Source organism: Arenibacter echinorum (assembly GCF_003259375.1).
GTDB classification, from domain to species: domain Bacteria; phylum Bacteroidota; class Bacteroidia; order Flavobacteriales; family Flavobacteriaceae; genus Arenibacter; species Arenibacter echinorum.
The window spans coordinates 585,652-612,275 of record NZ_QLLN01000002.1; the positions used below are offsets into that span (position 1 = coordinate 585,652).

A 26,624-nucleotide genomic window follows, 5' to 3' on the forward strand; every position below is an offset into this window, starting at 1 on the left:
ATTTATACGTGTAGTTGTTTGAATTGTACTATTATTTTTAGAAGTTTAAAATTTATATTGTGGTCATATTAATGTTATTTGAAGCAAGAAAGAGAGAATATGAACTTGATTTTTTTTGAACCTTTTGGAAACTTATCGGACCAAGTCTATTTTAAATTTGTTTTCACCTTTAGACTATTTAGGATCGAAAATTTTAGTTATAAAGTTTGTTTTAAATGGAAGTTAATCAACATTTTTTTGGGTTAGGGTAGTGCAGTTATAATAGCTGAAATCTTCCTGCCGATTCACTTTTATAGACTACGGTTTTGAAGTATCTTCGTTGCTTATTAAAATAATTATTATCGGCCTAACAGAATTATGAAGCTTTATTTGGAAACCAAGGATTATACCCTCACTGGAGAGTCGTTTAAATTGTTGCATGATCCGGTTTTGGATATGTTGATTACAGAACCACAACCTGATAATCTTGGGCGGTATTATGAAAGCGAAGATTACATTTCCCATACCGATGCCAAGAAGTCCTTGGTGGATAAAATGTATCATACGGTAAAAGGTTACAATCTTAAAAGTAAGCTTTCGCTAATTAATTCCTATGCGGGTACGGATAAAACAATTTTGGATGTAGGAGCCGGTACTGGAGATTTTTTGGCCTTAGCTAAGAAATGTGGCTGGGAAGCTTCCGGGGTAGAACCTAATGAATTGGCAAGGCTTAAAGCAAAGGAAAAAGGTGTAGAGCTATTGGAGGATATGAACTCTCTTCCTGCGGGTCAGAAATTTGATGTTATAACCCTTTGGCATGTTTTGGAGCATTTGCCAAATCTGGATGAACAGATTAGCAAGTTGGTAGGACTCCTATCTGATTCGGGAACGCTTATTGTCGCTGTTCCTAATTTCAAATCTTATGATGCGGCTTACTACAAACAATTTTGGGCAGCGTACGATGTGCCCAGACATCTCTGGCATTTTTCTCAAAAGAGTGTTGAGGGGATCTTTGCAAAACACGGAATGAAATTGGTGCGGACCAAGCCCATGTTTTTTGATGCCTTCTATGTTTCCCTTTTGTCGGAGAAATATAAAAATGGTAAACAGAAATTTTTGAGTGCGTTTGGGATTGGGCTTATGTCCAATATTCGGGCTTTGGGCACTAAGGAGTTTTCTTCGTTGATTTATGTACTTAAGAGGGCGCAATAGCTGTTTTAAGGCCCTCTAAGAGGGTTTCCCCTAGTGAAACGACTTAAGGCATTAAGCTCTTGAGAAAGGCTAATTCCGGCTAGATTTAGATAACATTTAACATAAGATATGCTGATATAAAAATCATTTGTTATCAATTTTGTCTATCGTTGTTGCTTGTGAAGGTTTTACTAACCGTGTTCGTGTTTTAGGGCGGTATTAGATTCAATGGAACTCGCTGTTAGGAATAATAATAATTTTTCTATTATTCTAAAAAAGCTTTTCTATTTTTGCCCAAATTTAAACTAAAGAGAAAATGAAAAAATTAGTTTTGGCGTTGGTATTAATAGGAGCAATATCATGCCAACAAGAAAAAATAGCCTTTGTGGATAATGTGAAGTTAATGGATACTTATCAGGAGAAAGTAGATATTGAGGCTAAATTCAAAACAAGAACTGAAACTTTTGGCAAAAAGAGGGACAGTATTTCCCAAGCTTTTCAAATGGAGGCCCAAGCATTTCAGGCCAAGGCACAAAAAATGGCCCAGGCCAAAGCTCAAGAGGAATATGGTCAATTGCAGCAGCGTAGTCAGTTCATTGGGCAACAGTTGCAACAAGAAGAACAGCAATTGCAGATGCTGGGCCAAACAGAGATGGATAGCTTGGTGTCTAAGGTGAAAAAGGAAATCAAGGCCTATGGAGAATCGAATGGCTATTCCTTTATTTTAACCGGTGGGGACGGGGGTAGTGTACTTTACGGGAAAGAAGCAAATAACGTTACCGATGCCATCGTTAAAATTTTAAATGATAATTACAAGAAATAGTAATTTATAAGTGGCGCCTTTCATAGGGGCGCATTGGAAAAACCTTCGAAGATTAATTCGAAGGTTTTTTATTTTGAAGTAGAAGCAAAGTTTCTTAAGACATCTTTTCCCCTGTTCTAAATTTGCTCTTTTGTGTAAGTTAGAAGTGGTTTTATAAATTTGCTATTTGGTGTTTTTCGTTGATTAGGGAGTCAGACTTCTATAATTGAAGTTTTCCAGGTGAGGATTCTGTATAATGGAAATTCAGCTTAAACTAAAAAAATGAATATTCATTTAGTTATTCGAGATTATACCAAAACTTATGAAATGATGTAATTAGGGATGAAAATAAACCGAATTATCGAATTTTATTTTTGGCGTTTTCTTTAGAAATTGAAAGGTTGACCCTCCTGGAATTCCTATATTCTATTATCACAAAATGATTGGGCACCGTGCAATTTAATTAACTTCAGGTTTGTTTAATGATATAAGCCTAATAGTCTAAAGAAATGCTTAGATAAGCCATATTACCTCTTAAAATCCAATGCTTAAGCCAACCAAACAGTCGGTTGCAGGAATATAAAAGTCCGCAAGAGACAAAATCTGCACCTTGGTCGGTATATTGGGCCACCTTAGCTGTATATTTTAATTGGAAAGTCTTTTCTTCCGTATAGATAACCGACTTATTAGTTTATTTTTGAATAAACTGAAGATTCAATTGCATACTTGCCGTAATGAAATTGAATGGCCATCGACTATACATAGACGTAGGTTTTTAGCCTAGGAATATGCAACTTTAGAATCAATGCTGGAACATTGTAAAATAGATAGTACCGCAATTCTGATATTTGCCAATTCCTCTAAGGAAGAATTGAAATATAAGACAATACCCAAGGGCAGCATTTTGTTTGATGGGTTAACGGAACATGCCTTGAATACAGCAAGGAAAACGGGTCTTCCTTATTTTCTTATATCGGAAAAAGAACAAAATGGAAATTCCTTTGGAGAAAGGTTTGTCAATGCCATTAGTTCCATTTTTGCAATGGACTTTGATAATGTGATCACCATAGGCAATGATACACCGCAATTAAAAGCCTCCGATCTCGGCAAAGCTTCTAGACTAATAGGTGCAACTAAATTTGTCTTGGGTCCTTCCAAGGATGGCGGATTTTATTTGATGGGACTTCACAAATCCCAGTTTGATGCTAGTGCTTTTAGTGAATTACCTTGGAAAACAAATACACTTACCACTAAAATAGCGGCACTAATCGCCGCCTCCAACATAGATGTAATTCAACTTCGAGTCTTGTTGGACTTGGATACCAATGCAGATTTAAAGAGGATTCTAAAAGGATTAAAATATAGTACAGGAAAGATCTTTCAAATAATACTTTCTTTGGTTGCACATATCAGAAGAATTATTGTTCAGGGCTATATCTCATTAAGTTTAAAATTTATCGGCACTTATTTTAATAAGGGCTCCCCTTTCCACATCATCAACTAGTACTGGTTACGGAAATCAATTTCCATAACGCACTTCGCCCATATCCTGGAAAACTTTAGTAACTGGACAACACCCCGGTGTAGGGGTTCGCTGCCCTACTTTTAGGTTTCACTATTATGTTGTGGGAATAAAACAAACTATTAATAGCGGAAACCAACACAATTTAGGTTTTCCATAATAACTATATAAAATATATCATGGCAGATTCTTATTATGACCCGGCAGATTTACGGAAGTTTGGAAAAATTACGGAATGGAGCGAGGAACTGGGAAACAAGTTTTTCGATTACTACGGAAAAGTATTTGAGGAAGGAGCCCTCAGCGCAAGGGAAAAATCCCTGATTGCTTTGGCAGTGGCCCATGTGGTCAAGTGTCCCTATTGCATTGATGCCTATACCAAAGACGGTTTGCAAAAAGGAATAACCAAGGAAGAGATGATGGAAGCCGTACATGCAGGTGCGGCTATTGAAAGCGGTGCTACTTTAGTGCATGGGGTTCAAATGATGAATAAGTACAATAAGCTATCCATGTAAAATAAGTGGCATTGCATATAATCTATTAAGTTAGGTTCTAGCGAGAATTTTACAGGATTTTGGGTGGAAATGCTACAACTTTTGTAATCTTTTACAGCTTTGACCTACTAACAATTGTATACTCAAAAGAATGGCAACTAAATCCTTAAAGGCAAGGCATAACGCACTTGTCACAGATAATAAACAATTGGAAATCCTTGAAGGCGGTATTTTCGAAAATGGGGAATTGCCCTATTTTAAGGATAAAATCGCCCAAATAGGGCAGTTTCCGTTGCGCCCAAAAAAATTGGAAATTCTACAGATCAATGTAGGGTATATGTGTAATCAGGTTTGCGAACACTGCCATGTAGATGCAGGTCCTGATCGAAAGGAAATAATGACCAGGGAAACCATGGAGCAATGTTTGGAGGTTATTCGCAATACCGCTGCCCATACTTTGGATCTAACAGGAGGTGCCCCTGAGATGAATCCCAATTTTAGGTGGTTTGTGGAAGAGGCTGCCAAAGCAGGGGTACAGGATTTCATAGTGCGTTCCAACCTTACTATTATAAGGGCCAATAAGAAATATTATGATCTCCCGGAGTTTTTTAAAAAGTACAATATCCATGTTATTTCGTCCATGCCTCATTACACTCGTGGAAAAACGGACAAACAGCGGGGAGAGGGAGTGTTCGACAAGTCGATCAAGGCGCTTCAGGAATTGAATGCCGTTGGATATGGTATGCCGGATAGTTCGTTGAGATTGGATCTGGTCTATAATCCGTCAGGCGCTTTTTTGCCAGGGGACCAATCGGCTTTGGAGCGCGACTTTAAAAAGGCGCTCAAGGAAGATTTTGAGATTAATTTTCACAACCTTTTTTCCATTACAAATCTACCTATAGCCCGTTTTTTGGATTATTTAATCGCCTCTGGGAATTATGAAGATTATATGTATTCCCTAGTAGAGTCATATAACCCTTCTGCCGTGGAAAATGTTATGTGTACCAATACTATTTCGGTGAGTTGGGATGGATGGTTGTACGATTGTGACTTTAATCAGATGCTAGGTCTTAAAGTGGCCAGCAAAATAAAACACATTAAGGACTATAATGAAGATATTCTTACAGATAGGAACATTATAGTATCGCAACACTGTTTTGGTTGTACGGCAGGAGCGGGGAGTAGTTGTCAGGGCTCCGTTACCTAATATCCTTTTCATAGTTATACCAAAAAGGCACTTTGGAATTCGTAAGGGAATGGACCAATCGGTTTGTGCGGGGTAGTATTGTAGATTGAATTTGCTTTTTTTGTGTATTTTATCGAATTAAAGTTATTTTTAGCTTTTTTTTTAAATAAAAGGCCATAATTGGAGTTAGGGTAACAGACTGAAAAGTCTGTTTACCCAAAACCAAATCTTATGGAAAAACAATTGAAACGCATGGCTACCATGCAGCGGATACAAACCACCGGCTTAGAGGTTTTTTACCAAAAGGGCTATTTTAATACAAGTATAGATGATATTTTAAAGGAACTCTCCCTTTCCAAAGGGGCCTTTTATTATCATTTTCAATCCAAGGAAGAGTATTTTATAAGTATTGTCCAGAACCTGCTTTTTAGAAAGGTCTACAGTACTTTAATTGAACCCATTGAAGGTCAGGAAGACCCTTTAAACAAGATTGTTGTCTGTTTTGATAGTGCCTTGGAAACTGCAGAGCATAACTTTCTGGATTACGGATTCGTTTTGAGTAATTTCATTACCGAATTTAACGGGAAGAACCCGGACATAATGAACTACCTTCAGGACATTTTGAAGGTGTGGGAAGTTAATTTGGTAACGGCCCTTCAAAAAGGAAAATCGGATGGATATGTCAACAGGCATGTAGATAGTGAGGCAGTAGCCACATATTTAATATCATCCTATATTGGCATACGTACTTTAATGGTCGAAGGCAATAGTAAAATGCTGCGATATAAATATATTCAACAGCTTCGCCAATACTTCAGATTAATAGAGCACAAAGAGCCTGCATAGTTTGTTTTTTCAGAAGCGACTATAACCCGCTGCGCAAAGTCTAACGAATTGGAGATCTTCAGTTTTACAAAGCGATTAAAATAATGGTGAAGTTTAAGCTTAACATGATCAACCTCCCATTATCTGTTTATTTATTTATCACATTGAAAAGCCTTTAGTGCGACTTCTTGCCGCTCATGTTTCACTCTGTAGAAGTGACTAAGCCAGTCAACTGAGCTGCGGAAATTCCACGCTCCGCAAAATCATCCGACAAACGACGGTAATATTTTACTGTTTATGATTTCCTCAATTTTAAGAATAACATCCTCAGGAGCAATGGTGCGCATGGCGTTTTCATATCCGGGAGGGTATTTGTTTCCATATACCGAAGTTGGGATCAAAGGAAATTGCTCCCTATCCGCCAACAATGCATTTTGGGGATCTTGTTTAAATGGATAGAATCCCGCATAGGGATGTGTAACACCCCACAAAGTTAGGGTAGGGATTCCAAATAATGCTGCCAAATGGGCATTGCCACTATCCATGGCCAACATCAGATTTAACTGAGAGATTAAAGCCAATTCTTCCTGGAAAGTCAATTTACCCACCAGATTGATACTGTTTAGATATTTATCGGCCCATTTATCCAATAGGTATCTTTCCTCTTGCCCACCACCCAAAAGCAAAATTTTGTAACCATTGGTTTCATTAAGTGAATGAACTACCTTTTCCATCAAATCCAAAGGATACATTTTACCATCAAAGGCTGCAAAAGGAGCAATGCCTATCCATTTTTGTTCTTTGCCCTTCACAAATTCCATTGTGGAAGGGCCAATGGACCTTTTAGGCAGTGGATTTGCTTTTTCCATATCTATTGGCATGCCAAGTTTTCCAAAAACATCCGCATAGCGTTGGTGGGTAGTTTTCAAAGGTTCAAAAACTTTATGGGTAAGGGAGGTCAAAGCCTTCTTTCCTGCCCTGCCTTTATCTACTTGGATAAACGGAATGGATCCCAGCCTAAAATATTGCTTAAGAATATTGCTGCGCAGCACATTGTGCAGATCGGCAACCATATCCAAATTTAGACTTTTAAGTTCCTTATAAAGCTTCCAAAGACCAAAAATACCCTTGTGTTTGCCCTTTACGTCCGCTTCATAAACGGTTACATTTTTGAGTTCAGAAAAAAGAGGGCTAAAAAACGTTCTAGTCAGTACAGTAACTTTAATGTGGGGATATTGCTCCAATAAGGCCGATACAACAGGAACGGTCATGGCTACGTCACCCATGGCGGATAATCGAATTACCAGTATATGTATTCCTTCCCCAGCCGATGAGTCGGGTTTTTCCGTGCCAATTCTAGAAGTCGCAGTAGAGGTAACAGGAATTTTGGGCGCTCTTTCCATTTATATATCGATGATCCCGTATAAAAGTGACGGTAAGTTTTGGCGTTAGGGGGTTTTGCGGAGAACTGGGTTTAGTTCATTATCATTGTACATTTTCATCTGTTTGTAGACTTTCATGTATTTTTTTCCAGATTCAATATCCTCTAATAATTGATCTATAGCGGAACAGAGGTCCTTCTTTTGTTCCAAAAGGACATTAAGTTTATTTTGGCATTTTTGGATGTGTTCTTGGGAGGCGTCCGTTCTATTAACCTCTTCCTGCATATGGTAAACTTTCAGGGCCAAAATGGAAAGTCGGTCTATGGCCCAAGCCGGACTTTCGGTATTTATAGTGGCATCCGTCCTTTTTTCTACCAATTGGTATTTATTTACAAAGTAACTATCAATAAATTCCACCAGGTCAGTCCTATCTTGATTACTGGCATCAATTTGTCGTTTTAATTTTAGCGCGGCCACAGGTTCAATATTGGGGTCACGTATAATGTCTTCATAATGCCATTGTACCGTATCTATCCAATTTTTGCGATATAGGAGATGGGATATATCGTCCTTTGGATAGGGGTTGTTAAACTCTTGGGATACGTCATCCTTTTGATGATATTTTTCGATGCTTTCTTCAAATATTCTATAGGCAAAATCGCTGAACATAATGACAATATTTTAGGGCAAAGATACCGTTTATTTAAAAAACGGATTTTATTTATTTAGGCGCTATTTTCTTGTTATTCCTTTTGCCTAGCTCTTTGTGTAAAGGCGGATGTTTTATTGAGTTCTAATTACAGATTGGCAAAAGACCACTGCCAAGTGCATCTTAACTAATTTACTTCATTAGTGCATTGGTCAGAAATACTATAAAGGGAACTATAACGGATGCCATTAATACAATTTCACGGACACTATCCTTTTTAATAGATTGGACATAAGTGGTTATAAAAACCACTGCGGGGAAAAAAGTAATTAAAATAGGGTGGGTATCCGGGGCGGATTTCAGAACTTTCACCAGCAATCCTATAAAAAAGAACAGGACTATGAGGCGCATTGTAACTATTTTCCCAACTCCTACGCTGCCCAGTTTTAAAAAAGCCAAAAAACCACATAGCAAAACTATGGATATGTAAAAAAATAAAAGGGAACTATTGCTCCAATCATAGAAATAAACTGAATTGAAATGAAAATCGAAAAAATAATGATCCTTTAAAAAATCCATATTGTTGCTCAATGCCAGAACTGCCAACATAATCAGAGCCATAGCAATAATTGCAGCGAACGGGACCAACCAGTTTTTAATGTTTTTTGGTTCATAGAAGTATATGGCAACCATTACGACAACGAGATACAATATGGCCCAGTCATAAAATAGACTAGCTATCAATATCCAAAAAGTGGCATCAAAAATTTTTAATTTAATGTCCTTGAGACTACGGAAACTCAGGATTCTACGGATGGAGAGCAATAGGGAAAAACTACAGAGAATGGCATTGGGATCTATCAGTACTTCCGGAAAAAGTACAATTAATAGGGTATAAAATAGTATCGCCAAGGAATTACCGCCAGTGATCTTATTTCTCAACACAATAAAATTGACCACAAAAATACTGAATGATAAGAACCCCAGAATCACTGTTTGTCCCAATAATTGTTCAGGTGAATACGATTTTTGGAATATGAAAAAATGGACAAACCAATAGAAAAAAAATAGGAATACCAGAAGTATTATATAATTTATTGGTTTTGTTCTTCCAAAAATGCTTGAAATCATCCTAGGTTTTTATATTTTTGCAAGGTAAATATAATTAAGATGGATTCATTTTTTTACGGTATAGAGGATTTATTTGTAAATGTGCTTTTTGCACCATTCGACGCTTTGCGTGCTATGGAGAACTGGTGGGGAGCAAATACATTGAATTGGATTTTTATGCTGATTGGTGCTACGGCCTTCGTTTATTGGATGTTGCAGTTGAAAAAATACAATGATAGTGGTGAAGAGAATAAGGAAGTAAGCGCACACTCCTACCTATAAATATTTGTTGGATTGAGGTTAGGAACAAGGCTTCTTTTTGAAGGTATGCTTTTTCCTGAGCCAAACTTAAGGACAAACCGATCAATAAAAAAGGGGATAGCATTTGCTGTCCCCTTACTTATTTTACTAAACTTTAGTTTATTTTATGTAGTTGATGATTAAAGATCGAATCCTAGATCTTTACGATAATACATCTTATCGAAGTGTAGTTTTTCCATGTTTTTATAAGATTTCTTTAGTGCTTCTTTGTAATCGGCACCATAGGCGGTAACCGCCAAAACCCTGCCCCCATTTGTCAAAACCCTGCCTTCTTTTAATTCTGTTCCGGCGTGGAATACATCAGCATCTTCTATATTCTCAAAACCTGTTATTTCCATTCCTTTGCCATAAGCTTCCGGATAACCCCCGGATACTGCCATTACTGTGGTAGCGGCACGTTCATCTATTTCCAGGTCTATGCTGTCCAAGCTTTGTTTTGCAACGGCTTCAAAAATTTCTACCAGATCATTTTTTATTCTTGGAATTACTACCTCGGTTTCAGGATCGCCCATTCGCACGTTGTATTCAATTACTTTAGGTTCATCCCCTATTTTTATCAAACCAATGAACACAAATCCTTTATAAGGTAGATTATCTAATTTAAAGCCCTCTACGGTAGGTTTTACGATTCGCTCTAGTACTTTATCCATAAATACCTTATCTGCGAAAGGAACGGGGGAAATGGCTCCCATTCCACCTGTATTCAACCCGGTATCGCCTTCTCCAATTCTTTTATAATCTTTTGCCGTTGGTAGGACCTTAAACCCTTTTCCATCGGTAAGCACAAAACAACTCAGTTCAATGCCATCCAAAAATTCTTCAATGACAACAGTAGTACTGGCATCCCCAAATTTTGAGTCAATCAACATGGTTTTCAGTTCATCCTTGGCTTCCTGTAGGTCGTTTAGAATCAAAACCCCTTTACCAGCAGCCAGTCCGTCCGCTTTCAATACATAGGGAGGTTTAAGGGTTTCCAAAAAAGTGTAGCCTTTTTCCAAGGTTTCAGCTGTGAAACTTTCATAGGCAGCGGTAGGGATATTATGCCGCATCATAAACTCTTTGGCAAACTGCTTGCTGCCTTCCAGGGTAGCCGCTGCTTTTTGTGGGCCAATGACAGGGATATTTTGTAAGTCGGTATCGTTGAGGAAAAAATCGTGTACCCCGTTCACCAGTGGATCCTCAGGGCCTACAATTACCATTTCGATATCTTCTGAAAGCACACATTTTTTTATGGCCTCAAAATCGTTTACACCAATGGGTACATTTTTGGCTATGGCAGCGGTACCCGCATTACCGGGAGCTACAAAAAGATTTTTAAGTTTTGGACTTTGTTTTAGCTTCCAGGCTAAGGTATGTTCGCGCCCTCCGGCACCAAGGATCAAGATGTTCATTCTTAAAAAATTTCCCCAAAAATACGGTTTGAGGGGGAAATATCCAGTTATTTAGTCAAGAATTCCCGGTGTTCTTTTTTCTGTAGCTCTTCCGGGGATAGGGACTTAAAATATTCGTAGACTTTCTTAAGACCCTCAGCCCTGTTTACTTTAGGCTCCCAACCCAATATTTCCTTAGCCCTCGTAATGTCTGGTTCACGCTGCAAGGGATCATCTTGTGGCAAGGGTTTGTATATTATTTTTTGGTCCGTTCCAGTGAGTTTAATAATTTCCTCTGCAAACTCCTTGATTGTTGTTTCATGGGGATTACCAATATTTATGGGGTCGGTATAGTCGCTCATCAATAATCGGTAGATGCCCTCTACCTGATCGTCTATATAGCAAAAGGATCTTGTTTGGGAACCATCCCCAAAAACGGTAAGATCTTCTCCTCTAAGGGCTTGTCCCATAAAGGCAGGTACCACCCGGCCGTCGTTCAGTCGCATACGGGACCCATAGGTGTTGAAAATACGGACAATGCGGGTATCAACGCCGTGAAAACGATGGTAGGCCATTGTAATAGATTCCATAAACCTTTTGGCCTCATCATATACCCCCCGTGGCCCAATAGGGCTAACGTTTCCGTAATAGTCTTCACTTTGAGGGTGTACCAGTGGGTCACCGTATACCTCCGAAGTCGATGCTACTAATATCCTGGCTTTTTTTTCTTTGGCAAGGCCCAATAGGTTTAAGGTGCCAAGTGAACCAACCTTAAGGGTCTCAATGGGGATTTTTAAATAATCTATTGGACTTGCGGGTGATGCAAAATGAAGGATATAGTCGAGTTTACCAGGAATATGTACAAATTTGGATACATCGTGGTGTTGAAACTCAAATTGTTCCAAAGGAAAAAGATGTTCAATGTTCTTGAGGTCTCCGGTAATCAGGTTATCCATGGCAATAACGTAATAGCCTTCTTTTATAAAACGATCGCATAAATGCGATCCTAAAAATCCGGCTGCGCCGGTGATAAGCACTTTTTTCATTTGTCGTTTAAGTTAAGGCACTTAATATATATGGGCACCTTTTATGATGAAACTTTTTTTCAATAGGCTTTTTTCTCTCCCGAAATAGCATTTAGGATGGTTTGTAAAATAATTTTTAGATCCATGAATAGAGACCAGTTCTCGATATAGAAAATATCAAATTTGGTACGGTTTAAAATATCGATATCCGTTTCTATTTCACCCCTATAGCCCCTTACTTGAGCCAGGCCTGTTATGCCTGGTTTAACAAAATGGCGAAGCATGTATTTATCTACTTTGTTGGCAAACTCATTGGTGTGTTTAACCATATGGGGGCGCGGACCGACAACGGACATATTTCCAAACAGGACATTATAAAACTGAGGAAGTTCGTCGATGCTGGTTCTGCGGATAAATCTGCCCACCTTGGTGGTACGCATATCATTTTTAACAGCCATAAGGCTGTCGGCATGTTCGTTGGGAGCCATGGACCTAAATTTATAACAATAGAATTCCTTGTTGTCAATTCCATTCCTTTTTTGTCTAAAATATACAGGTCCTTTGGTTTCCAATCTAATAATTAGCGCTATTATAGGGGCTAACCAAGATAATATTCCAATTATTACCAATAGAGAAAAAACTATATCAAAAAGTCTTTTTAAAGCGGCATTAAGAGGATTGTGCAAAGGAATATCCCTTAAGGACAATATGGGAATATAGTCGTAGTATTCAAAGGTGAGTTTTTTGGAAAAGATATTTTTGTTGTCAGGAATAAATTTTAAGGTTTTTAGATTATTATCCGCAAAGTTGATGAATTCCGTTATCTGAGGATTCTTTAATTCTGATACCGAACAATATATTTCGTCAATATTATTCTCCACGATATACACAAAACAGGAATAAATATCAAAAGATGGATCCGAAGGGCAGAACTGTTTCATAAAATGATATCCAAACTCCCTCCTTTCATTGAATACGTCTATCAACTGATCTGTTTTTTTGTTTTTACCAATGACGACTACATTTCTTATGTTCCCTTTAACCCTTTCACGGTATTTCATCAAAAGAACATAATTCAAGAACTTAATAGTAAATATGGCTAATCCAACAGAGATAAAATATTCTCCTAACGCCAACCTACTTATATTGGGCTGTTTAAAAAAGCCAATAAAGGCATATAATATTAAAAAGAAAAAGACGAATTGGTTGAACAATAGCTTTAGAAGGTATGATACTTTAGCATATCTATATACAACATAAAAGCTATTCTTAAACGAAAGTATTGCCCAAGCCAAAGTGAGATAGCTGTGAAAAAGTATAGGGTACTGAAAGTTAATTGGCAGGATATATGCAAAAAGATTAATTACCAATAAATCAACCCCATAAGAAATTGGGGTAATGAGACTGGAATAACGGTGTCTTCTGGAAAACATTAATTTTATACCGTACGATTAAGTTAGCAACTCGGGACAAAGATAATTTATAAATTTAGAATAGTTGACAAGATGTTATTAGCTATGTGCAATATCTGAATTTGTTGTAAGGGCTTTCTAAGATTGATTTTGTTTAAAAATTCGCTAAGGCAATTGTTTTTGATTTTATATTAGCCTGTAGTTAGGAGTTGTTCTGAAATTTGTTTTTGATCACATTGATCAAAAACATTTCATATTTTCCGTTTATAATGTTCCAATTAAATTCTTTTTCTATTTTTTCTATATTTTTTTCTGTGAATTTTGCCTTTAAGGAAAAGTAGGAATCTTCATCAATGATATTTGTAATTTGCTGGTCTGAATCGAAATAAATTGCTTCCTCTCTTAATATACTTTGGTTAAAAATGTTGTTATTGGCGATGATAAGAGCATTAGAGGCCATAGCCTCTAAAAGGGATGGATTGGTGCCCCCTACAGAATGTCCATGAAAATAATATCGGGAATAATGTCTCAGATTGTTTAGTTCCTCTTGATTATAATTGGGACCAACAAATTTAATTCTAAAATCATTTTTATATTTTTCTTTCAATTTCAGACCATATTCATTTAGACCGCCAAAAATTATTAGAGGATTGATCGATTTTGATTTTACATATCCCTCTATAATAGTCTCAATGTTATTTTCGGGTTCTAATCGGGCCAAAACCAACGAATATTTAAATTGCTCCAAATTATATTGTACCAAGGTATCTGGGTTCGGGTTTGTATGATTAGTAGCGCCATAGGCAATATATTCGGATTTCTTATCATAGGTCTCTAATAGGTGCTCCTGAATCCCTGAGGAATCTGCAATTAAATAATCGGAATAATTAGCACCAAGTTTTTCTGCATATTTTAAGAATTTGCGCACGGCAGGTTTGTATTTTGTGCGTTTCCATTCCAAACCATCCATATTGGTGACAATGATACTTTTCTTGGGCATTAACCAATGCCATATTGAACTGGAAGTATAGCCCAGTTGAAGTATAATGTCAAAATTTCTTTTTCTGGCATCTAAAATGCAGTTTAAATCATATATAAACTGTCCAGAAGTACCGATTTTGTATTCTGGGTCATAACAATGAATAATATTTACTCCATTGAAACTTTTTTTCTGATAAGGATGGTCATGTGAGTTGTAAACATAAACCATATGTCCTTTGTCCGCCATATATACAGAAAAATACTCTGCAAATTGTTCAAATCCACCGTGGTTGTTTGGAATGCCTCTAGTTCCTAGGAGGGCTATTTTTAATGTATCTTTCATTCAAATGGTAATAGAAAATAAAATTCACAAATATGAAAAAAATAATGCCGTATTGCCGATTTAACAATGATTCTGTTAAGCCCGCCAACATGAATATAGCAAGGAAAATTAAATATGGTTTGTTTTTTGAAACATAGGCATAATATATGGATCTGATTAAAATTGAAATCAAGATTAATGCACCCAATAAACCCATCGAAAATAATGATTCAAGGTACATATTGTGAATGTTAAAACTATCCATTTCTGCCCACGGAAGGTTTGCATCTATATAGGCCTTATTATATGAATTCTGGGAATCACCAGTTCCAAATCCCAAAAGTATATTGCTCTGACAAAATTCCAAGAATACGGCTTTCCACTGATAAATTCTGGAATATAATCCGCCCGAAAAGTACTTGGTTTCTTCAAGTGGTTGAAAAATTCCCTTAAGCCGTAAATATAGAACATCATTAAAAGCAGTTAACAAGCCAAAAACAAAAAACAAACTAATTGATCCCAAAATAAAAGAAATTATCTTTTTTCGTTTATAAAAATATCTTCCAATGATAATTAGAGCAATAAGGGTATAAGTAAATAAAATTGTTCTAGCAGAGAGTAATATGAGCCCTGAGCTTAAAATAATTATAATGGGATAACGCATTTTATTGGTCCATTTGTTATCCAAAATATCCTGAATATACATGTTATACAATAAAATCACTGCGGCAAAAGAAATGTAAAGAGAAAGATATATTGCAGTGATATTCACATTTCCAGCCAAGTAATGATATGTAAAAAACCAAGATTTAAGAATTGTAATCTCTATGTCATTAGATAAGTTATAGAATATATTTTTGGATAATGCAACTATTAGGGCTATGAGTACCATTCCTGTTAAAACCCAAATAAAGCTGTTTAGAAACCACTTATAAACCCTGCGGTCCTGTACCATAAATCCAATAGCTATTGGCAAGAAGGGAAAGGCAATACTTCTTTCCAATAATTTAATTGCTTGATGGCTATTATCACTAAGAAAGCAATTAATAACTATAAGTATAAAATAGCTCAAAAAAAGTAAATAGTATTTGTCTTTTATAATAGAAAAGAATAGTTCTCTATCCCAAGATATATACAGATTGAAAAAAAAAATTGCGAAAAGACAATAAGAATTTAGATTATTTGAAAATACTAAAGTTGAACAAAAAATGATTATCAATATAAGATTTATGATTCCAGGATATTGTTTTGGCAATATTTTCATAAATTACATTTATTATTCAATTTAGATTCCATGATAAATGGTTGGTTGTCAAAATCAATCTTAATTAGTTCACTAAATAAATTATTATAACATTATTTTAACCAATGTTTGAAGTCTAAAATAATTATGGTCTTCCCCGTATCAGGATAAACGGCAAATTTAACCAGATTAATTTAATAAAAGATAAAAATATCCTATACCTTCGTTTTTTTAAATATTGATCATTACCAATGGTTTTTAGCTCTGCTTTATTCTTATTTATTTTCCTTCCTTTTGTAATTATCGGCAATTTACTTTTAGTACCAAAATTCAGAAACTTTTTTTTGCTTTTGTCAAGTTTATTTTTTTACGCTTGGGGGGAAGGAGTCATTCTTATTCTCATGATATCTTCAATTTGTTTGAATTATATCTTCGGTTTAGGAATTGATTATTTTTTAACAAAGTACAATAGTAGAAATACCGCAAAATTTATACTTACAATAGCGGTGCTTACAAATGTATCCTTTCTAATTTACTACAAATATTATGGATTCATTTTGGAGAATATCCAATGGATGGGTTCGTTTGGAAATATTAGTATCGCTGATATTGCCTTACCAATAGGCATATCATTTTATACCTTTCAAAGTCTATCATATTGCATTGATGTATATAGACAGGAGGTTTCCTCTCAAAAGAACCCTTTAAATTTGGGTCTGTATATATCTCTATTCCCGCAATTAATAGCTGGTCCAATAGTTCGCTATCATGATATTGATCAGCAGATTACCAATAGAACCATAGAAAAGGATGTTTTCGTTGATGGTATATTACAATTTGTTAGGGGACTGGTAAAAAAAATGATTTTTGCGAATACAGCAGCTATCATTGCAGATCAAACTTTTGCTGTTGCAGCAGAAAATTTGCCAACATCTGTAGCTTGGATCGGAATTATATGTTACGCTCTTCAGATTTATTTTGATTTTTCAGGCTATTCGGACATGGCACTAGGTTTAGGTAAGATGTTCGGATTTAAGTTTGCGATAAACTTTGATTACCCCTATATCTCCAAATCAATACAGGAATTTTGGCGACGTTGGCACATTTCATTATCTACTTGGTTTAGAGATTATTTATATATTCCATTGGGAGGAAGTAGAGGAAAAAAATGGACAATATACCGTAATTTGATTATTGTTTTTTTAATTACTGGAATATGGCATGGCGCAAGTTGGAATTTTGTGATTTGGGGTTTGTTTCATGGTACATTTTTAATTTTTGAAAGAATAGGAGGCAAGAACATTTTGAATAAAATACCATTAATTTTTCAGCATTTTTATGCTATAGTTGTGGTTTTGTTTGGGTGGGTCTTTTTTAGATCTGAAACCTTAGACTATTCCATGGGATATTTCAAAAGTATGTTTGGACTTTCCAAAGGGACAAATTATGCTCCACTTGCCGAATTGGATAATTTTGTGTTGACAATACTAATTTTAGGTATTATTATTTCAACTCCTATTCGATATAAAGCTATTAAATTGATAAATCAATTTGAGTCAGATAAATTTTTTAGTCAGAATCCTATCTACTTTGGGTTCAAAAAATTTGCTATTCTTATGTTTATGTTATTAGGATTTTTGATCTGTGCCATGCAAATAGCCGGTAATAGCTATAATCCTTTTATTTATTTTAGATTCTAATCAGAAACCATGATTAATTCCATAATCAAGAAAATTGTAATCGTCTTAGCTGGAGTACTTGTTTTTCTGGTATGCAATTGGCTATTGGAAAAATTAGGCAGCAGACTAAGTTATGAAAATGGCATAACTATTACTTTACAAGCTGAAGTTTTAGAGGACGATACTTTTCAGGTATACTATAAAAATGAATTCGATAAAGGATTTTCAGGTATCAAAAGTATAAAGAAGGAAGTTTCGGGAAATTCGTATTTACAGGATATTCAATTTCAAATTCCTTTGGATTCTGTTGCCACTATTAGGCTTGATATTGGAGAGAATAGCAACCAGAAGCCAATATATTACAGTGAAATCATCATATCCCGATATAATGAGGAATTTCGAATTAAAGACACGGATTTATTGGATTATTTTAATGGCAACGGTTTTATAGAAATTGACACGTCAGAACATAGATTAAAGACTAAAATCCGAAGTGACCTATGGGCAGCGTATGACCCTTTTTTAACCTCAAAACATCTTGAGGAAGTTTTTGTGAAAATGTCAAGCATTTCGCAGCCTAAGGGAAGAGTCCATTCCCTTATTGCCCTACTTTTTACAATATGTTTCCTATTATATTTTATTATTTACTATCCAAAATACCATGGTTTGGCAACCATTTCAAATGTATATTCCAATATTCTAATATCCTGCTTCTTATTATTGCTGCTCATGCCTACACTAGTTGGAAAAGAGGAGGTGCAGGGCAATGTTAATAGTGAAAATAGAATATTAGTGGCTAAACCAGAACTGACTTGGGACAGTATCTTGTCCTTTCCGGAATCCTATGATAACTATTTTAGTGATAATTTTGGATTTAGGGAGGATCTAGTAAGTCTTTTAAGCTATTTAAAGGTAAAGTTATTTAATGAATCATCCGTACCTGATAAAGTAATTATTGGTCAAAATGGATGGATGTATCTTTGGGGAAATTTTTATCAAATAAAACAAGATTACACCAGAGAGAACTTACATTCTACAGAGGAGTTGAAAGAAGTATTCGATACTTGGGATCAAACACAAAAAAAATTAAATGAGAGTGGTATAAAGCACTATATAGCCTTTTATCCCAACAAACACACAATTTATCCGGAATTCCTGCCATATAGGATTAAATTATTACAGAAAGATACTATTTCTAGGGCCGATCAAGTGCTAAAGTATTCTAAGGAAACAAAATCCAGTCTCAATTTGCTAGATATTAGAAGCAACTTGATAAGTGCAAAGAAAAATGGCATTTTATATCATAAACATGATAGCCATTGGAATGATTTAGGAGCTTTTTTGGCTTACCGTGAACTTATCCCGTTTATTACTGAAGGTTTGGATAGCATTTCTCCGATTAAAAGTAAATCGGATTATGATATTTCTTTCAAAAACGAAACAGGAGGGGGGTTGTTAAAAGCCCTAGGGCTTGAGAATGACGGTGCATTTATGGAGGAAAATCCACATTTTAAAAGTAAAGAAACAATAAACATTGTTAATGGGGATACAAAATATTTTCCGCCTTCAACCATAATTGATATTAATCATAATTCAAAGAATAAATTGACGGCTTTATTCTTTCGGGATTCATTTACAATCGCACTAAGACCTTTTATCTCCCAACATTTTTATAAAACCGTATATATTTGGGGGGGATATGATTATAAAATTGTTCAGAAGGTAAGGCCGGATATTGTTGTAGAAGGGAATGTTGAAAGATATTTTAGCGGTTATATTGTAAAGTAGTACTCTTTCGGCCAAACAGTAGTAATAGAAGCCATTTGTGCATAATATTTTGGTCAGTATTATATCCTTTGGAAATAGGATAGGGACTTTCTTATGTTTTGCCCTTTACCCCACTATTTAAGGTTTGCACATTTACAGGCTTTTGATATGGCCTGTCCCTGTATTTGGTAATGTTGGCGTTATGTTACATTATGTTCCAAATTGTCAAGACCATTAATATCTCGATATGAGTTTTTTTATGAATTGATTACTTATAGAAATTCATCCTATAATTGTAAAGTTCAATGTGATTTGTCCATATGGGCCAATTATTATCTTATAAATTAATGGACCAATTATAATCAATGCTTGAGCCGAGGGTTTGGTGTTTTTTAATGCCCAATTTTGATATCTTTTTGGCACCTCATTTTTTTTGTGGACATAATAAAATATTCATTAACTTTTACTCCTAGTCAACATTCAGGCTTATTTGGGTTCCAAGAACCTTATTAAGTCCGGGAATATTGGGAGTAAAACAAAATTCCCGATATTGTTTTTTCAAGAAACAAGGCTAGTTTTTCAAATCCTTATCGACATAATTTAAAAAAAAGGAAACATTGAAATGTAGTTCAATTAAACGTTATACGGTATATGAATTGGAAATTATCGAATGCTAAATTTTTTCTGATTGCCACAAGATTTATAAACGATAGCTTGACTTTTTTCTTTGGAAAGCGGATTATACATTTTTATATCATAATCTGCCTTTTTGTAGGCTGTGAATATGCAGATGAAAGTGATTTTACACATATCGGGATCACTGCTCACCGAGGTAATTCCGTAGAATACCCAGAAAATACAATTCCAGCATTCCAGAGTGCAATTTCTCTGGGAGTAGACTGGATGGAGCTTGACATCCACAAAACTAAGGATGGACAAATAGTGGTGATTCACGACTATGACACAGGCAACCTTGGTGACCGGAATCTTAGAGTGGCCGAAGTAACTTATGACGAGTTGAAAGCTGTTGACATGGCCCATGAATTTAGGATAAGGAATAAACTTACGTTCAAAGAGTGTCCACCCGCAAGTGTCCCATTGTTGTCGGACATTATTAAATTGGTTATGCAACAAAATGGGACCAGATTATCCATTCAGCCTAAAACAAATTGCGGTAAAGAAGCCATGGACATTATCAAGGTATTGAATGCCGAAGCCTGGGTTGGATTTAATGACGATAGCGTGCTTAAAATGAAGGAAGTAAAGGAAAAAGTGAAATCAATCCCAGTGTTTTGGGATCGTCCTGGTGATACAAATATAGATGATGATCTAAAGATAGCTCAAATTGAGGGTTTTGAATCTATAGTAATTTACCACTTTGGAATAACCAAGGAAAAGGTGGATAAGATACATGAAGCTGGACTGGAAGTTGGAGCACACACAGTAAATGAACCGGCAAGAATTAAAGTATTATTAGGTCTTGGTGTTGACCGATTCTACACAGATGACCCACATCGACTTATGCAGTTATTGGGAAGGAAATGATATTGCAAATCAATAGCAATATAGGACCAGCTCGGGATTTTGGATAAACAATCGTGTGTTTGAAGAACAAATCCTTGGAGAATTTAGTCCAATAATATGTAATAAGTTCTTTGCAATTTGTCCTGAGGACTATAATCTGATATAGCTCCCTTTTTGTGTTCTGAGAAAAAGGGTTAAAACAAGCCAAGTATTCCAAGATAGAACGCTATAAATCAACTCAGGTATATCCTATAACAAATGCTAAATACTATTCTGGGGTGAAGTATAGTTTTAAGGAAAATCAATGGGAAGAACAAATTCTAAAATTACCATATTTTTAGATTTGATTTTTAATCAATATTCCCGAGATGATTCCGGGAACTATAAAACTTGTGAAATTAAAAGTGTTTTCGGAAATAGCAGCTATTATTAATTGAGAAGTCAATACAATTGCTCCAACATGATTTCTTCTCGATAATATTATACTTCTAATTTTTGGCAGAAAGAAACTAATCCAAAATGCGAATCCAATTAGTCCTATTTGGCCAATTACTGATCCAATAAAGGTGTCACTTATTTCAAATTTATAATAAACAGACAAATCATCTGCGAACATTTTGGCATAATTGCCTACCATTCCTAGGCCGTGCCCAAATAAATTTAGATAAACAATGGCATTTTTTAGTCCAAATAAATGAATTAGAATGCCTTCAATGTTTAAAGTGAACAAGGCCATTGCAACAAATATTGAAGGTATCAGAAATCGTGTGGTTGGGGAAAGTTTTTTATTAAAGAAGAACAAGGCCAAAATTACCTGTAAAATGGCTCCTTTGGAAAAAGTCAAGATTAATCCAATTGCAAGAATAATTAAAAGTCTCTTTCGTTTTTTACCTTCTATGTAAACCGAGTAATAGCATAAAATTAAAGGGGCTGCCAACATATGACCTAGACTTATTGGGTCTAATACGGTAGAAACCATTCTTTCCATATAAGATAATGCCGGTTCATAAAACATGTAGGACAAACCTCTTTTGTCCACAGGTATACCTTTTAGGTTAAAGTAATTGGTAAGATCCAAAAAACTCCATATATCAATGACTCTAAAAACAATACCTAGAAAAACAACCCAAATAGATGTTTTATATAAGAATTGCACAATTGAAGCCAATCTTCTTTGTTCCTCTATTTTAATATAATATCCAAAACCTATAATTAAAATGGGAACTATAAGTTGTCTAAGATTGTAGATTATCCATGAATGGAGTTCAAAAAACAAAGAAGTGGTCAGGAAAAGATAGATTATGAAAACCAGTATTCTAAAAATATAAAAAATAAAACCTTTGGACCGTCCAATAAAAAGGACCAACAAAAGGGAGGAATAAAAAACCAAATCTTTAAGTATGAATAAGCCCCTAATATTAGCGAAACTCAATATGGCAGCAAGAACTATAGGGGCAAAAAAGGCCCACCAAATATTAATTTTGATAATATTTTCATTAAAAAGTTCTCTTGATACCTTTAAATGCATTTTAAGTATTTATTTCTTGTTGCAATTTGTCATAAATATTTTTCGAATATTCTCCCATTGGCACATTAAAAAGGCTGATGCCAAATTCATCCTTTTTTGTATATAATTCTGTTTTGGTAGAAACTTCAATTAAACTATCTATCGATTCTACCTTTTCGATATTATTAACGTTTTTATAAATAAAATCAAATTGAAAATATAACCCTCTATCTTCGGTTGTATACTTTTCAAAATCAAAGGGAAAGACAATTATCTTTTTATTTAGAAGTTCATAATCAAAGATTACACTGGAATAATCTGTTATTAGTAAGTCCGTAGCACCCAAAAATTCATAAAGATCGAATGGTAAATCATATCTTATAAGAACATTTGTACTTTCTGGTATTCCATTAAGACTATCCCTTTCATAAAAGTGGGGTTTAATTATAATTTTGGCCTTATTTTTTAAATCATCATTTTTTGCAATTATTTGTTTTAGCACTGTTCTAAAGGGATTTTTTCCTTTCCCTTCATTTCTATGGGTAGGTAAATAAGCGGCCATTTTTTCACCATCTTCAAGTCCAAAATAATCCCGTATAACTTTTCTTCTTTCTGGACTTACCCTCAAGTTTTCATTCCTGGGATATCCGCCTCTAAATATTCTATTTTTGCCTAGTGCAAATGCACTTTGGTAAATTTTGTCAACGGTTTTGGAAGGTGATATTACCATCGAATAATTATCAAGTGTCTTAAATCTCAATTTATCAATAGTTTTTCTGAAGGTATTATTTCTAGAATCTATACCAATATGTTTTATAGGACTTCCATGCCATAATTGAACGAAGTAATTCTTTGGGGTTACCAGAAAGGGGATAAAATCAGAAGAGTTTACGCATGTTATAAAAACTTTTGCACGAAGTTGCAATAATATTCCATTAATAGAATATGCATATGCACAATTATTACCATTAATTTCAATGGATTCCTTTAATGAGTGGTTTTTATAAATCCAATAGTGCTTTATTTGATTATTTTCAACGGAGTTGGCATATTCAAACAAATCTTTTGAATTGTCACTGTATCTTTCTCCAAACCAAGCTCCATAAATCCAAAGGTCATTCCGTTTAGGATATAAATACGAAATTAGAAATAACATTGGGGACAATAGTAGGGTTATTATTTTCATATAACATTTTTTATGTTAATTAGCCTTTTCCATGAAGGTATAAATAGCGTTTTATATTCCAAATAAACTGTAGCTATGTAAAATGCAGTAATGAAAAAATGAGCAAATAGCAAGGTATAAGCTGCCATTTGGTAGCCGTACATGGGAATAAATATTAAATCACAGACAACAATCAATACAATGCCTAACGCTCCAGCAATTGCTCTCAATGACTGTTTATCCGAAATAGTAAGTAAAATACCGTAGGATGCGCCTATTATGCGCATACCGACAATCAAGGCTAATATCCAGAAAATTTCTTGAAGTGCTAAAAACTTATTTCCAAATAAAATTATTATTATTAGTTTGGAAAAGATAATCATACCAAAAATAAATATAATTGATAGTCTTATTACGTTTGCGTTCAATTGTAAAACATGGGCTTTAAAAAGTTTTTTGTTATTGTTTAAATTTTCATTCAATAGCGGCAAATAAACCGAGTTTATTACGGTGAGTAATATTCCAAGGCCAATAATGATTCGAATTCCTGACTGATATATTCCTAAATCCTCAGAAGAAACCACTGGTTTCATTATAATCGTGTCAATATTGAGATATAAATTCCCCACCCAATAGTGAACGGCATAAGGTAGCGCTTTCTGTAAGTCAATTAAGAGCTCTTTAAATGATGGAAAATTGATTTGATTTTCCTTCGTATAAATCCTTAACGCATAAATTAATCCAATGAGTTTAGACAGGAAAAAACTAATTGAGGTTGTTTCAATGCTTTTGGTCATAAAGGCAACCAAAGGGACTATTACTATTGTAGCAAGGTTATCTGCAAGTACAACTTTTAAATCTCTTGTGTATTCCTTTCTCCCTTTGAATACACTTAGAATGGTATTGGTAAATGAAAATACAACTAAGGATAAAAAGAGGAATAAACCAGTTATAATTAATTCATGGCTGTTTTTCAATAATGTGTTGGCAACAAAATAAGCGATTACTGTAAACAAAAAAAGCAGAATTTTATTAGCAGTAGTCTTTGAAACTATATTGTCTATATTATCAGGATTAAGAGAAACATCCTTTATTACCTTAATGTTATACCCATAATCTACGATAAGAGCAAAAACAGTTCCTAAGGTTAATGAATAGGTGAAATTTCCAAAATCGCTTAAAGTAAATACACGGGCCAGTATTGAAACTACCCCGATTCCTCCAACAATTTTCGCGGATGCACTAAAAAAAGAAAGAATTAAATTTTTCTTTATCACGTACTAGCGGACTAAGTAGTTAATTTCATTTTTGAAAGCTGTGAAATTGTCAATAAATTCTACCTCTGTAATCGTATCCAAAATTGTATATCTGCCAGGCCTCATTTCTTTTGATTTTCGAAAAATCTCTATAAGTACTCGATTTTCTGTAGAGTTAAGTAGCTCAGTAAACAAAAGGGGAATGCCGGTAGACTTTGCATAATCGATATATTCCGGAAGTAGTTTGTCTTGAAGGAATAAAATAAAAAGGCTAATGGAGGCTACCTGAATGCCATGCAAACTCCCATTTCCCACTTCCAGGTAATCAATGGCGTGACTAATTAAATGTTCACTTCCACTGCACGGACGACTACTGCCAGAAAGTGACATTGCGATCCCTGAATTAACTTGACCTTGAATAATTTGCCTCAGGAATGGTTTGTAATGCAAATCTTTTTCATTGAAATGAACCAAAGAATTGGCCGCACTTCTAGATAATTGAAATGCTAGATCGTTAACATATTCACCGTTTTTATTGTATGACAATATCCAATCATGGGTAGCTGATAAATTGGATAAAATATCCCCAGCAGCAGCACGTAAATATTTTATTGGGGTTTTTTGAATAATATCTAAATCAATAATCACTCCCATGGGCATAGAACCTGGTAAGCTTTCTGTTTTCCCTCGCTCATTCTTTATTACGGCGATTGGCGATATTAAGCCATCATTAGAAATAATTGTTGGTAAGGAAATATGATTGAGATTGATCAAATAACATACTCGTTTTACAGAATCCAGTACTTTTCCGCCACCTACAGCAATTATCAGATCGTGTTTTTTGTGCAGACAATATGCTTTTAATTTCTCAATTTCAGAAAAGTCATTATTACTTAAGACAAAGGAATCCCATTTGTATTTTCTGATCAAATCAATAGAAAGATCATAAGAAATTGTACCGCCAGAAACTACCAATATATTGTTGAAAGATAACTTGTTACGCTCTAGGAGATGGCCTACTCTAGCGAATATATCTTCATCTACTTGAAATATAATTGGCAAATGGGTCAATTGTGAAAATATCATAGGTAAATGGAATAAATTATTTTAAGCGCTCAATTCTATTTCAATGTCATCCATAAAATCGGCTAAAGTTTCGGAACAGTGATTTACAATAAATACACCGTTTTTCTGATTTGCAATGTCCTCAAATTTGCTTTCCCCTGTTAAAACAAGCAATGTTTGGACTCCAAGTTTATTACCTAGTGCTATATCCGTATATAACCGGTCTCCACCCATTAAAACATCTGATTTTGGAATATTCGGAATTAAACTTTGAATATGGGCAACCATTTCATTGGATGGTTTTCCAAAATCGTTGCAAGGCTTTTGTTTTGTAGTGCTTTCAACCAATAATGCAATGGAACCACAATCTGGTATAGGCCCTTTTTCTGACGGGCAAGCCAAGTCAATATGGGTTATATAGTAAGGTATTCCGTTGTTAATGTGCTGACAGGCAATCTTTAATTTTTCATAGGTCAACTCGTTGTCAAATGTTATTAAAACGAATTCTGGGTCAACTTCATCCTGTGTTATTTTAAAAGATTGTTCCAGTTCAGTTAGAAAGCTTATGGTTCCAACGGTATACCCCTTTTTATATTTCTTGGCCAAGTATGCCCCAGCAATGGTTATTGGTGTTACAACTTCCCCATCGCTCACATTTAGCCCTAATTTGGTTAATTTTTGGTAATAAACCGATCTACTGACTGTGGTATTGTTCGATAAATAAATAAGTTTATTTCCTTCTTCCTTAAATTTGTTCAATTTGGAAACGATATCCTTAATGGGTTTACTATCTACGTATACAGTACCATCTAAATCTAATATCAATGCTTTATAATTCATTAATTGT

The 26,624-nt window shown here is 35.0% G+C and carries 23 protein-coding genes; 10 read left to right on the plus strand and 13 right to left on the minus strand.

What is annotated here, in order from left to right; all coding sequences use genetic code 11:
* Nucleotides 1-357 precede the first annotated feature (357 nt).
* From LV92_RS06240 to LV92_RS06265, 6 genes are all read left to right on the plus strand, one after another.
* The gene (locus tag LV92_RS06240; protein WP_111622774.1) at nucleotides 358-1,191 is read left to right on the plus strand and encodes a class I SAM-dependent methyltransferase; all 834 of its coding nucleotides are present in this window, start codon (nucleotides 358-360) and stop codon (nucleotides 1,189-1,191) included.
* Between the two features lie 295 nt (nucleotides 1,192-1,486).
* Nucleotides 1,487-1,993: an OmpH family outer membrane protein gene (locus LV92_RS06245; RefSeq protein WP_111622775.1), complete on the plus strand. Its 507-nt coding sequence runs from the start codon at nucleotides 1,487-1,489 to the stop codon at nucleotides 1,991-1,993.
* Nucleotides 1,994-2,777: 784 nt separating this feature from the next.
* Nucleotides 2,778-3,476: a TIGR04282 family arsenosugar biosynthesis glycosyltransferase gene (locus tag LV92_RS06250; RefSeq protein ID WP_111622776.1), complete on the plus strand. Its 699-nt coding sequence runs from the start codon at nucleotides 2,778-2,780 to the stop codon at nucleotides 3,474-3,476.
* 197 nt (nucleotides 3,477-3,673) lie between these two features.
* Nucleotides 3,674-4,009, plus strand: coding sequence for an arsenosugar biosynthesis-associated peroxidase-like protein (locus LV92_RS06255; protein ID WP_110356252.1), 336 nt, complete (start codon nucleotides 3,674-3,676; stop codon nucleotides 4,007-4,009).
* A gap of 130 nt (nucleotides 4,010-4,139) precedes the next feature.
* A complete protein-coding gene (gene arsS, locus LV92_RS06260; protein WP_111622777.1) occupies nucleotides 4,140-5,195 on the plus strand; it encodes an arsenosugar biosynthesis radical SAM (seleno)protein ArsS in 1,056 nt (351 codons plus the stop codon).
* Between the two features lie 210 nt (nucleotides 5,196-5,405).
* A complete protein-coding gene (locus LV92_RS06265) occupies nucleotides 5,406-6,020 on the plus strand; it encodes a TetR/AcrR family transcriptional regulator (protein ID WP_111622778.1) in 615 nt (204 codons plus the stop codon).
* Nucleotides 6,021-6,262: 242 nt separating this feature from the next.
* Here the strand turns inward: LV92_RS06265 and LV92_RS06270 are convergent, their stop codons facing one another.
* From LV92_RS06270 to LV92_RS06280, 3 genes are all read right to left on the minus strand, one after another.
* Nucleotides 6,263-7,285: a glycosyltransferase family 9 protein gene (locus LV92_RS06270; protein ID WP_111622984.1), complete on the minus strand. Its 1,023-nt coding sequence runs from the start codon at nucleotides 7,283-7,285 to the stop codon at nucleotides 6,263-6,265.
* A 162-nt stretch (nucleotides 7,286-7,447) separates the two neighbouring features.
* Nucleotides 7,448-8,050, minus strand: coding sequence for a DUF4254 domain-containing protein (locus LV92_RS06275; RefSeq protein ID WP_111622779.1), 603 nt, complete (start codon nucleotides 8,048-8,050; stop codon nucleotides 7,448-7,450).
* A gap of 172 nt (nucleotides 8,051-8,222) precedes the next feature.
* The gene (locus tag LV92_RS06280) at nucleotides 8,223-8,972 is read right to left on the minus strand and encodes a hypothetical protein (protein WP_245946279.1); all 750 of its coding nucleotides are present in this window, start codon (nucleotides 8,970-8,972) and stop codon (nucleotides 8,223-8,225) included.
* A 228-nt stretch (nucleotides 8,973-9,200) separates the two neighbouring features.
* On the opposite strand from LV92_RS06280, the gene LV92_RS06285 reads away from it, so the two are divergent.
* Complete coding sequence (locus LV92_RS06285) at nucleotides 9,201-9,422, plus strand: DUF6341 family protein (protein ID WP_111622781.1); 222 nt, start codon at nucleotides 9,201-9,203, stop codon at nucleotides 9,420-9,422.
* A gap of 158 nt (nucleotides 9,423-9,580) precedes the next feature.
* On the opposite strand, the gene purD is transcribed toward LV92_RS06285, so the two are convergent.
* The 5 genes from purD to LV92_RS06310 form a co-directional block, all read right to left on the minus strand.
* Nucleotides 9,581-10,852, minus strand: a complete 1,272-nt coding sequence (purD, locus tag LV92_RS06290; protein WP_111622782.1) for a phosphoribosylamine--glycine ligase — start codon at nucleotides 10,850-10,852, stop codon at nucleotides 9,581-9,583.
* A 47-nt stretch (nucleotides 10,853-10,899) separates the two neighbouring features.
* Nucleotides 10,900-11,877, minus strand: coding sequence for a UDP-glucuronic acid decarboxylase family protein (locus LV92_RS06295; RefSeq protein ID WP_111622783.1), 978 nt, complete (start codon nucleotides 11,875-11,877; stop codon nucleotides 10,900-10,902).
* A 59-nt stretch (nucleotides 11,878-11,936) separates the two neighbouring features.
* The gene (locus LV92_RS06300) at nucleotides 11,937-13,289 is read right to left on the minus strand and encodes an exopolysaccharide biosynthesis polyprenyl glycosylphosphotransferase (protein ID WP_111622784.1); all 1,353 of its coding nucleotides are present in this window, start codon (nucleotides 13,287-13,289) and stop codon (nucleotides 11,937-11,939) included.
* A 181-nt stretch (nucleotides 13,290-13,470) separates the two neighbouring features.
* On the minus strand, nucleotides 13,471-14,592 hold the full coding sequence (locus LV92_RS06305; RefSeq protein ID WP_111622785.1) for a DUF1972 domain-containing protein: 1,122 nt from the start codon (nucleotides 14,590-14,592) through the stop codon (nucleotides 13,471-13,473).
* Nucleotides 14,555-15,835 carry an O-antigen ligase family protein gene (locus LV92_RS06310; protein WP_111622786.1) on the minus strand — a complete coding sequence of 427 codons (1,281 nt, stop codon included), beginning with the start codon at nucleotides 15,833-15,835 and terminating at the stop codon, nucleotides 14,555-14,557. The genes LV92_RS06305 and LV92_RS06310 overlap by 38 nt, the downstream gene beginning before the upstream one ends.
* A 230-nt stretch (nucleotides 15,836-16,065) precedes the next feature.
* Here LV92_RS06310 and LV92_RS06315 point away from each other — a divergent pair, with 230 nt between their 5' ends.
* From LV92_RS06315 to LV92_RS06325, 3 genes are all read left to right on the plus strand, one after another.
* The gene (locus LV92_RS06315) at nucleotides 16,066-17,514 is read left to right on the plus strand and encodes an MBOAT family O-acyltransferase (RefSeq protein ID WP_111622787.1); all 1,449 of its coding nucleotides are present in this window, start codon (nucleotides 16,066-16,068) and stop codon (nucleotides 17,512-17,514) included.
* 9 nt (nucleotides 17,515-17,523) lie between these two features.
* Nucleotides 17,524-19,281: an alginate O-acetyltransferase AlgX-related protein gene (locus tag LV92_RS06320; protein WP_111622788.1), complete on the plus strand. Its 1,758-nt coding sequence runs from the start codon at nucleotides 17,524-17,526 to the stop codon at nucleotides 19,279-19,281.
* 630 nt (nucleotides 19,282-19,911) lie between these two features.
* Nucleotides 19,912-20,805 (plus strand): glycerophosphodiester phosphodiesterase, encoded by an 894-nt coding sequence (locus LV92_RS06325; RefSeq protein ID WP_111622789.1) that lies wholly within the window; start codon nucleotides 19,912-19,914, stop codon nucleotides 20,803-20,805.
* A gap of 316 nt (nucleotides 20,806-21,121) precedes the next feature.
* On the opposite strand, the gene LV92_RS06330 is transcribed toward LV92_RS06325, so the two are convergent.
* Genes LV92_RS06330 through LV92_RS06350 form a run of 5 tightly spaced genes read right to left on the minus strand, consistent with a single transcriptional unit; the run spans nucleotide 21,122 to nucleotide 26,617 of the window.
* On the minus strand, nucleotides 21,122-22,312 hold the full coding sequence (locus LV92_RS06330; protein ID WP_111622790.1) for a hypothetical protein: 1,191 nt from the start codon (nucleotides 22,310-22,312) through the stop codon (nucleotides 21,122-21,124).
* A 1-nt stretch (nucleotide 22,313) separates the two neighbouring features.
* On the minus strand, nucleotides 22,314-23,477 hold the full coding sequence (locus LV92_RS06335) for a CDP-glycerol glycerophosphotransferase family protein (RefSeq protein WP_111622791.1): 1,164 nt from the start codon (nucleotides 23,475-23,477) through the stop codon (nucleotides 22,314-22,316).
* Nucleotides 23,474-24,733: an oligosaccharide flippase family protein gene (locus tag LV92_RS06340; protein ID WP_111622792.1), complete on the minus strand. Its 1,260-nt coding sequence runs from the start codon at nucleotides 24,731-24,733 to the stop codon at nucleotides 23,474-23,476. Before LV92_RS06340 ends, LV92_RS06335 begins: the two co-directional genes overlap by 4 nt.
* A 3-nt stretch (nucleotides 24,734-24,736) precedes the next feature.
* On the minus strand, nucleotides 24,737-25,798 hold the full coding sequence (locus LV92_RS06345) for an iron-containing alcohol dehydrogenase family protein (protein WP_111622793.1): 1,062 nt from the start codon (nucleotides 25,796-25,798) through the stop codon (nucleotides 24,737-24,739).
* 21 nt (nucleotides 25,799-25,819) lie between these two features.
* Nucleotides 25,820-26,617 carry an HAD-IIA family hydrolase gene (locus LV92_RS06350; RefSeq protein ID WP_111622794.1) on the minus strand — a complete coding sequence of 266 codons (798 nt, stop codon included), beginning with the start codon at nucleotides 26,615-26,617 and terminating at the stop codon, nucleotides 25,820-25,822.
* Nucleotides 26,618-26,624 lie beyond the last annotated feature (7 nt).

Coding starts and splice junctions, on each gene's coding strand:
- LV92_RS06240 (WP_111622774.1), top strand. CDS start 358: ATGAAGCTTTATTTGGAAACCAAGGATTATACCCTCACTGGAGAGTCG.
- LV92_RS06245 (WP_111622775.1), top strand. CDS start 1,487: ATGAAAAAATTAGTTTTGGCGTTGGTATTAATAGGAGCAATATCATGC.
- LV92_RS06250 (WP_111622776.1), top strand. CDS start 2,778: ATGCTGGAACATTGTAAAATAGATAGTACCGCAATTCTGATATTTGCC.
- LV92_RS06255 (WP_110356252.1), top strand. CDS start 3,674: ATGGCAGATTCTTATTATGACCCGGCAGATTTACGGAAGTTTGGAAAA.
- arsS (WP_111622777.1), top strand. CDS start 4,140: ATGGCAACTAAATCCTTAAAGGCAAGGCATAACGCACTTGTCACAGAT.
- LV92_RS06265 (WP_111622778.1), top strand. CDS start 5,406: ATGGAAAAACAATTGAAACGCATGGCTACCATGCAGCGGATACAAACC.
- LV92_RS06270 (WP_111622984.1), bottom strand. CDS start 7,285: ATGGGTGACGTAGCCATGACCGTTCCTGTTGTATCGGCCTTATTGGAG.
- LV92_RS06275 (WP_111622779.1), bottom strand. CDS start 8,050: ATGTTCAGCGATTTTGCCTATAGAATATTTGAAGAAAGCATCGAAAAA.
- LV92_RS06285 (WP_111622781.1), top strand. CDS start 9,201: ATGGATTCATTTTTTTACGGTATAGAGGATTTATTTGTAAATGTGCTT.
- purD (WP_111622782.1), bottom strand. CDS start 10,852: ATGAACATCTTGATCCTTGGTGCCGGAGGGCGCGAACATACCTTAGCC.
- LV92_RS06295 (WP_111622783.1), bottom strand. CDS start 11,877: ATGAAAAAAGTGCTTATCACCGGCGCAGCCGGATTTTTAGGATCGCAT.
- LV92_RS06300 (WP_111622784.1), bottom strand. CDS start 13,289: ATGTTTTCCAGAAGACACCGTTATTCCAGTCTCATTACCCCAATTTCT.
- LV92_RS06305 (WP_111622785.1), bottom strand. CDS start 14,592: ATGAAAGATACATTAAAAATAGCCCTCCTAGGAACTAGAGGCATTCCA.
- LV92_RS06310 (WP_111622786.1), bottom strand. CDS start 15,835: ATGAAAATATTGCCAAAACAATATCCTGGAATCATAAATCTTATATTG.
- LV92_RS06315 (WP_111622787.1), top strand. CDS start 16,066: ATGGTTTTTAGCTCTGCTTTATTCTTATTTATTTTCCTTCCTTTTGTA.
- LV92_RS06320 (WP_111622788.1), top strand. CDS start 17,524: ATGATTAATTCCATAATCAAGAAAATTGTAATCGTCTTAGCTGGAGTA.
- LV92_RS06325 (WP_111622789.1), top strand. CDS start 19,912: ATGAATTGGAAATTATCGAATGCTAAATTTTTTCTGATTGCCACAAGA.
- LV92_RS06330 (WP_111622790.1), bottom strand. CDS start 22,312: ATGCATTTAAAGGTATCAAGAGAACTTTTTAATGAAAATATTATCAAA.
- LV92_RS06335 (WP_111622791.1), bottom strand. CDS start 23,477: ATGAAAATAATAACCCTACTATTGTCCCCAATGTTATTTCTAATTTCG.
- LV92_RS06345 (WP_111622793.1), bottom strand. CDS start 25,798: ATGATATTTTCACAATTGACCCATTTGCCAATTATATTTCAAGTAGAT.
- LV92_RS06350 (WP_111622794.1), bottom strand. CDS start 26,617: ATGAATTATAAAGCATTGATATTAGATTTAGATGGTACTGTATACGTA.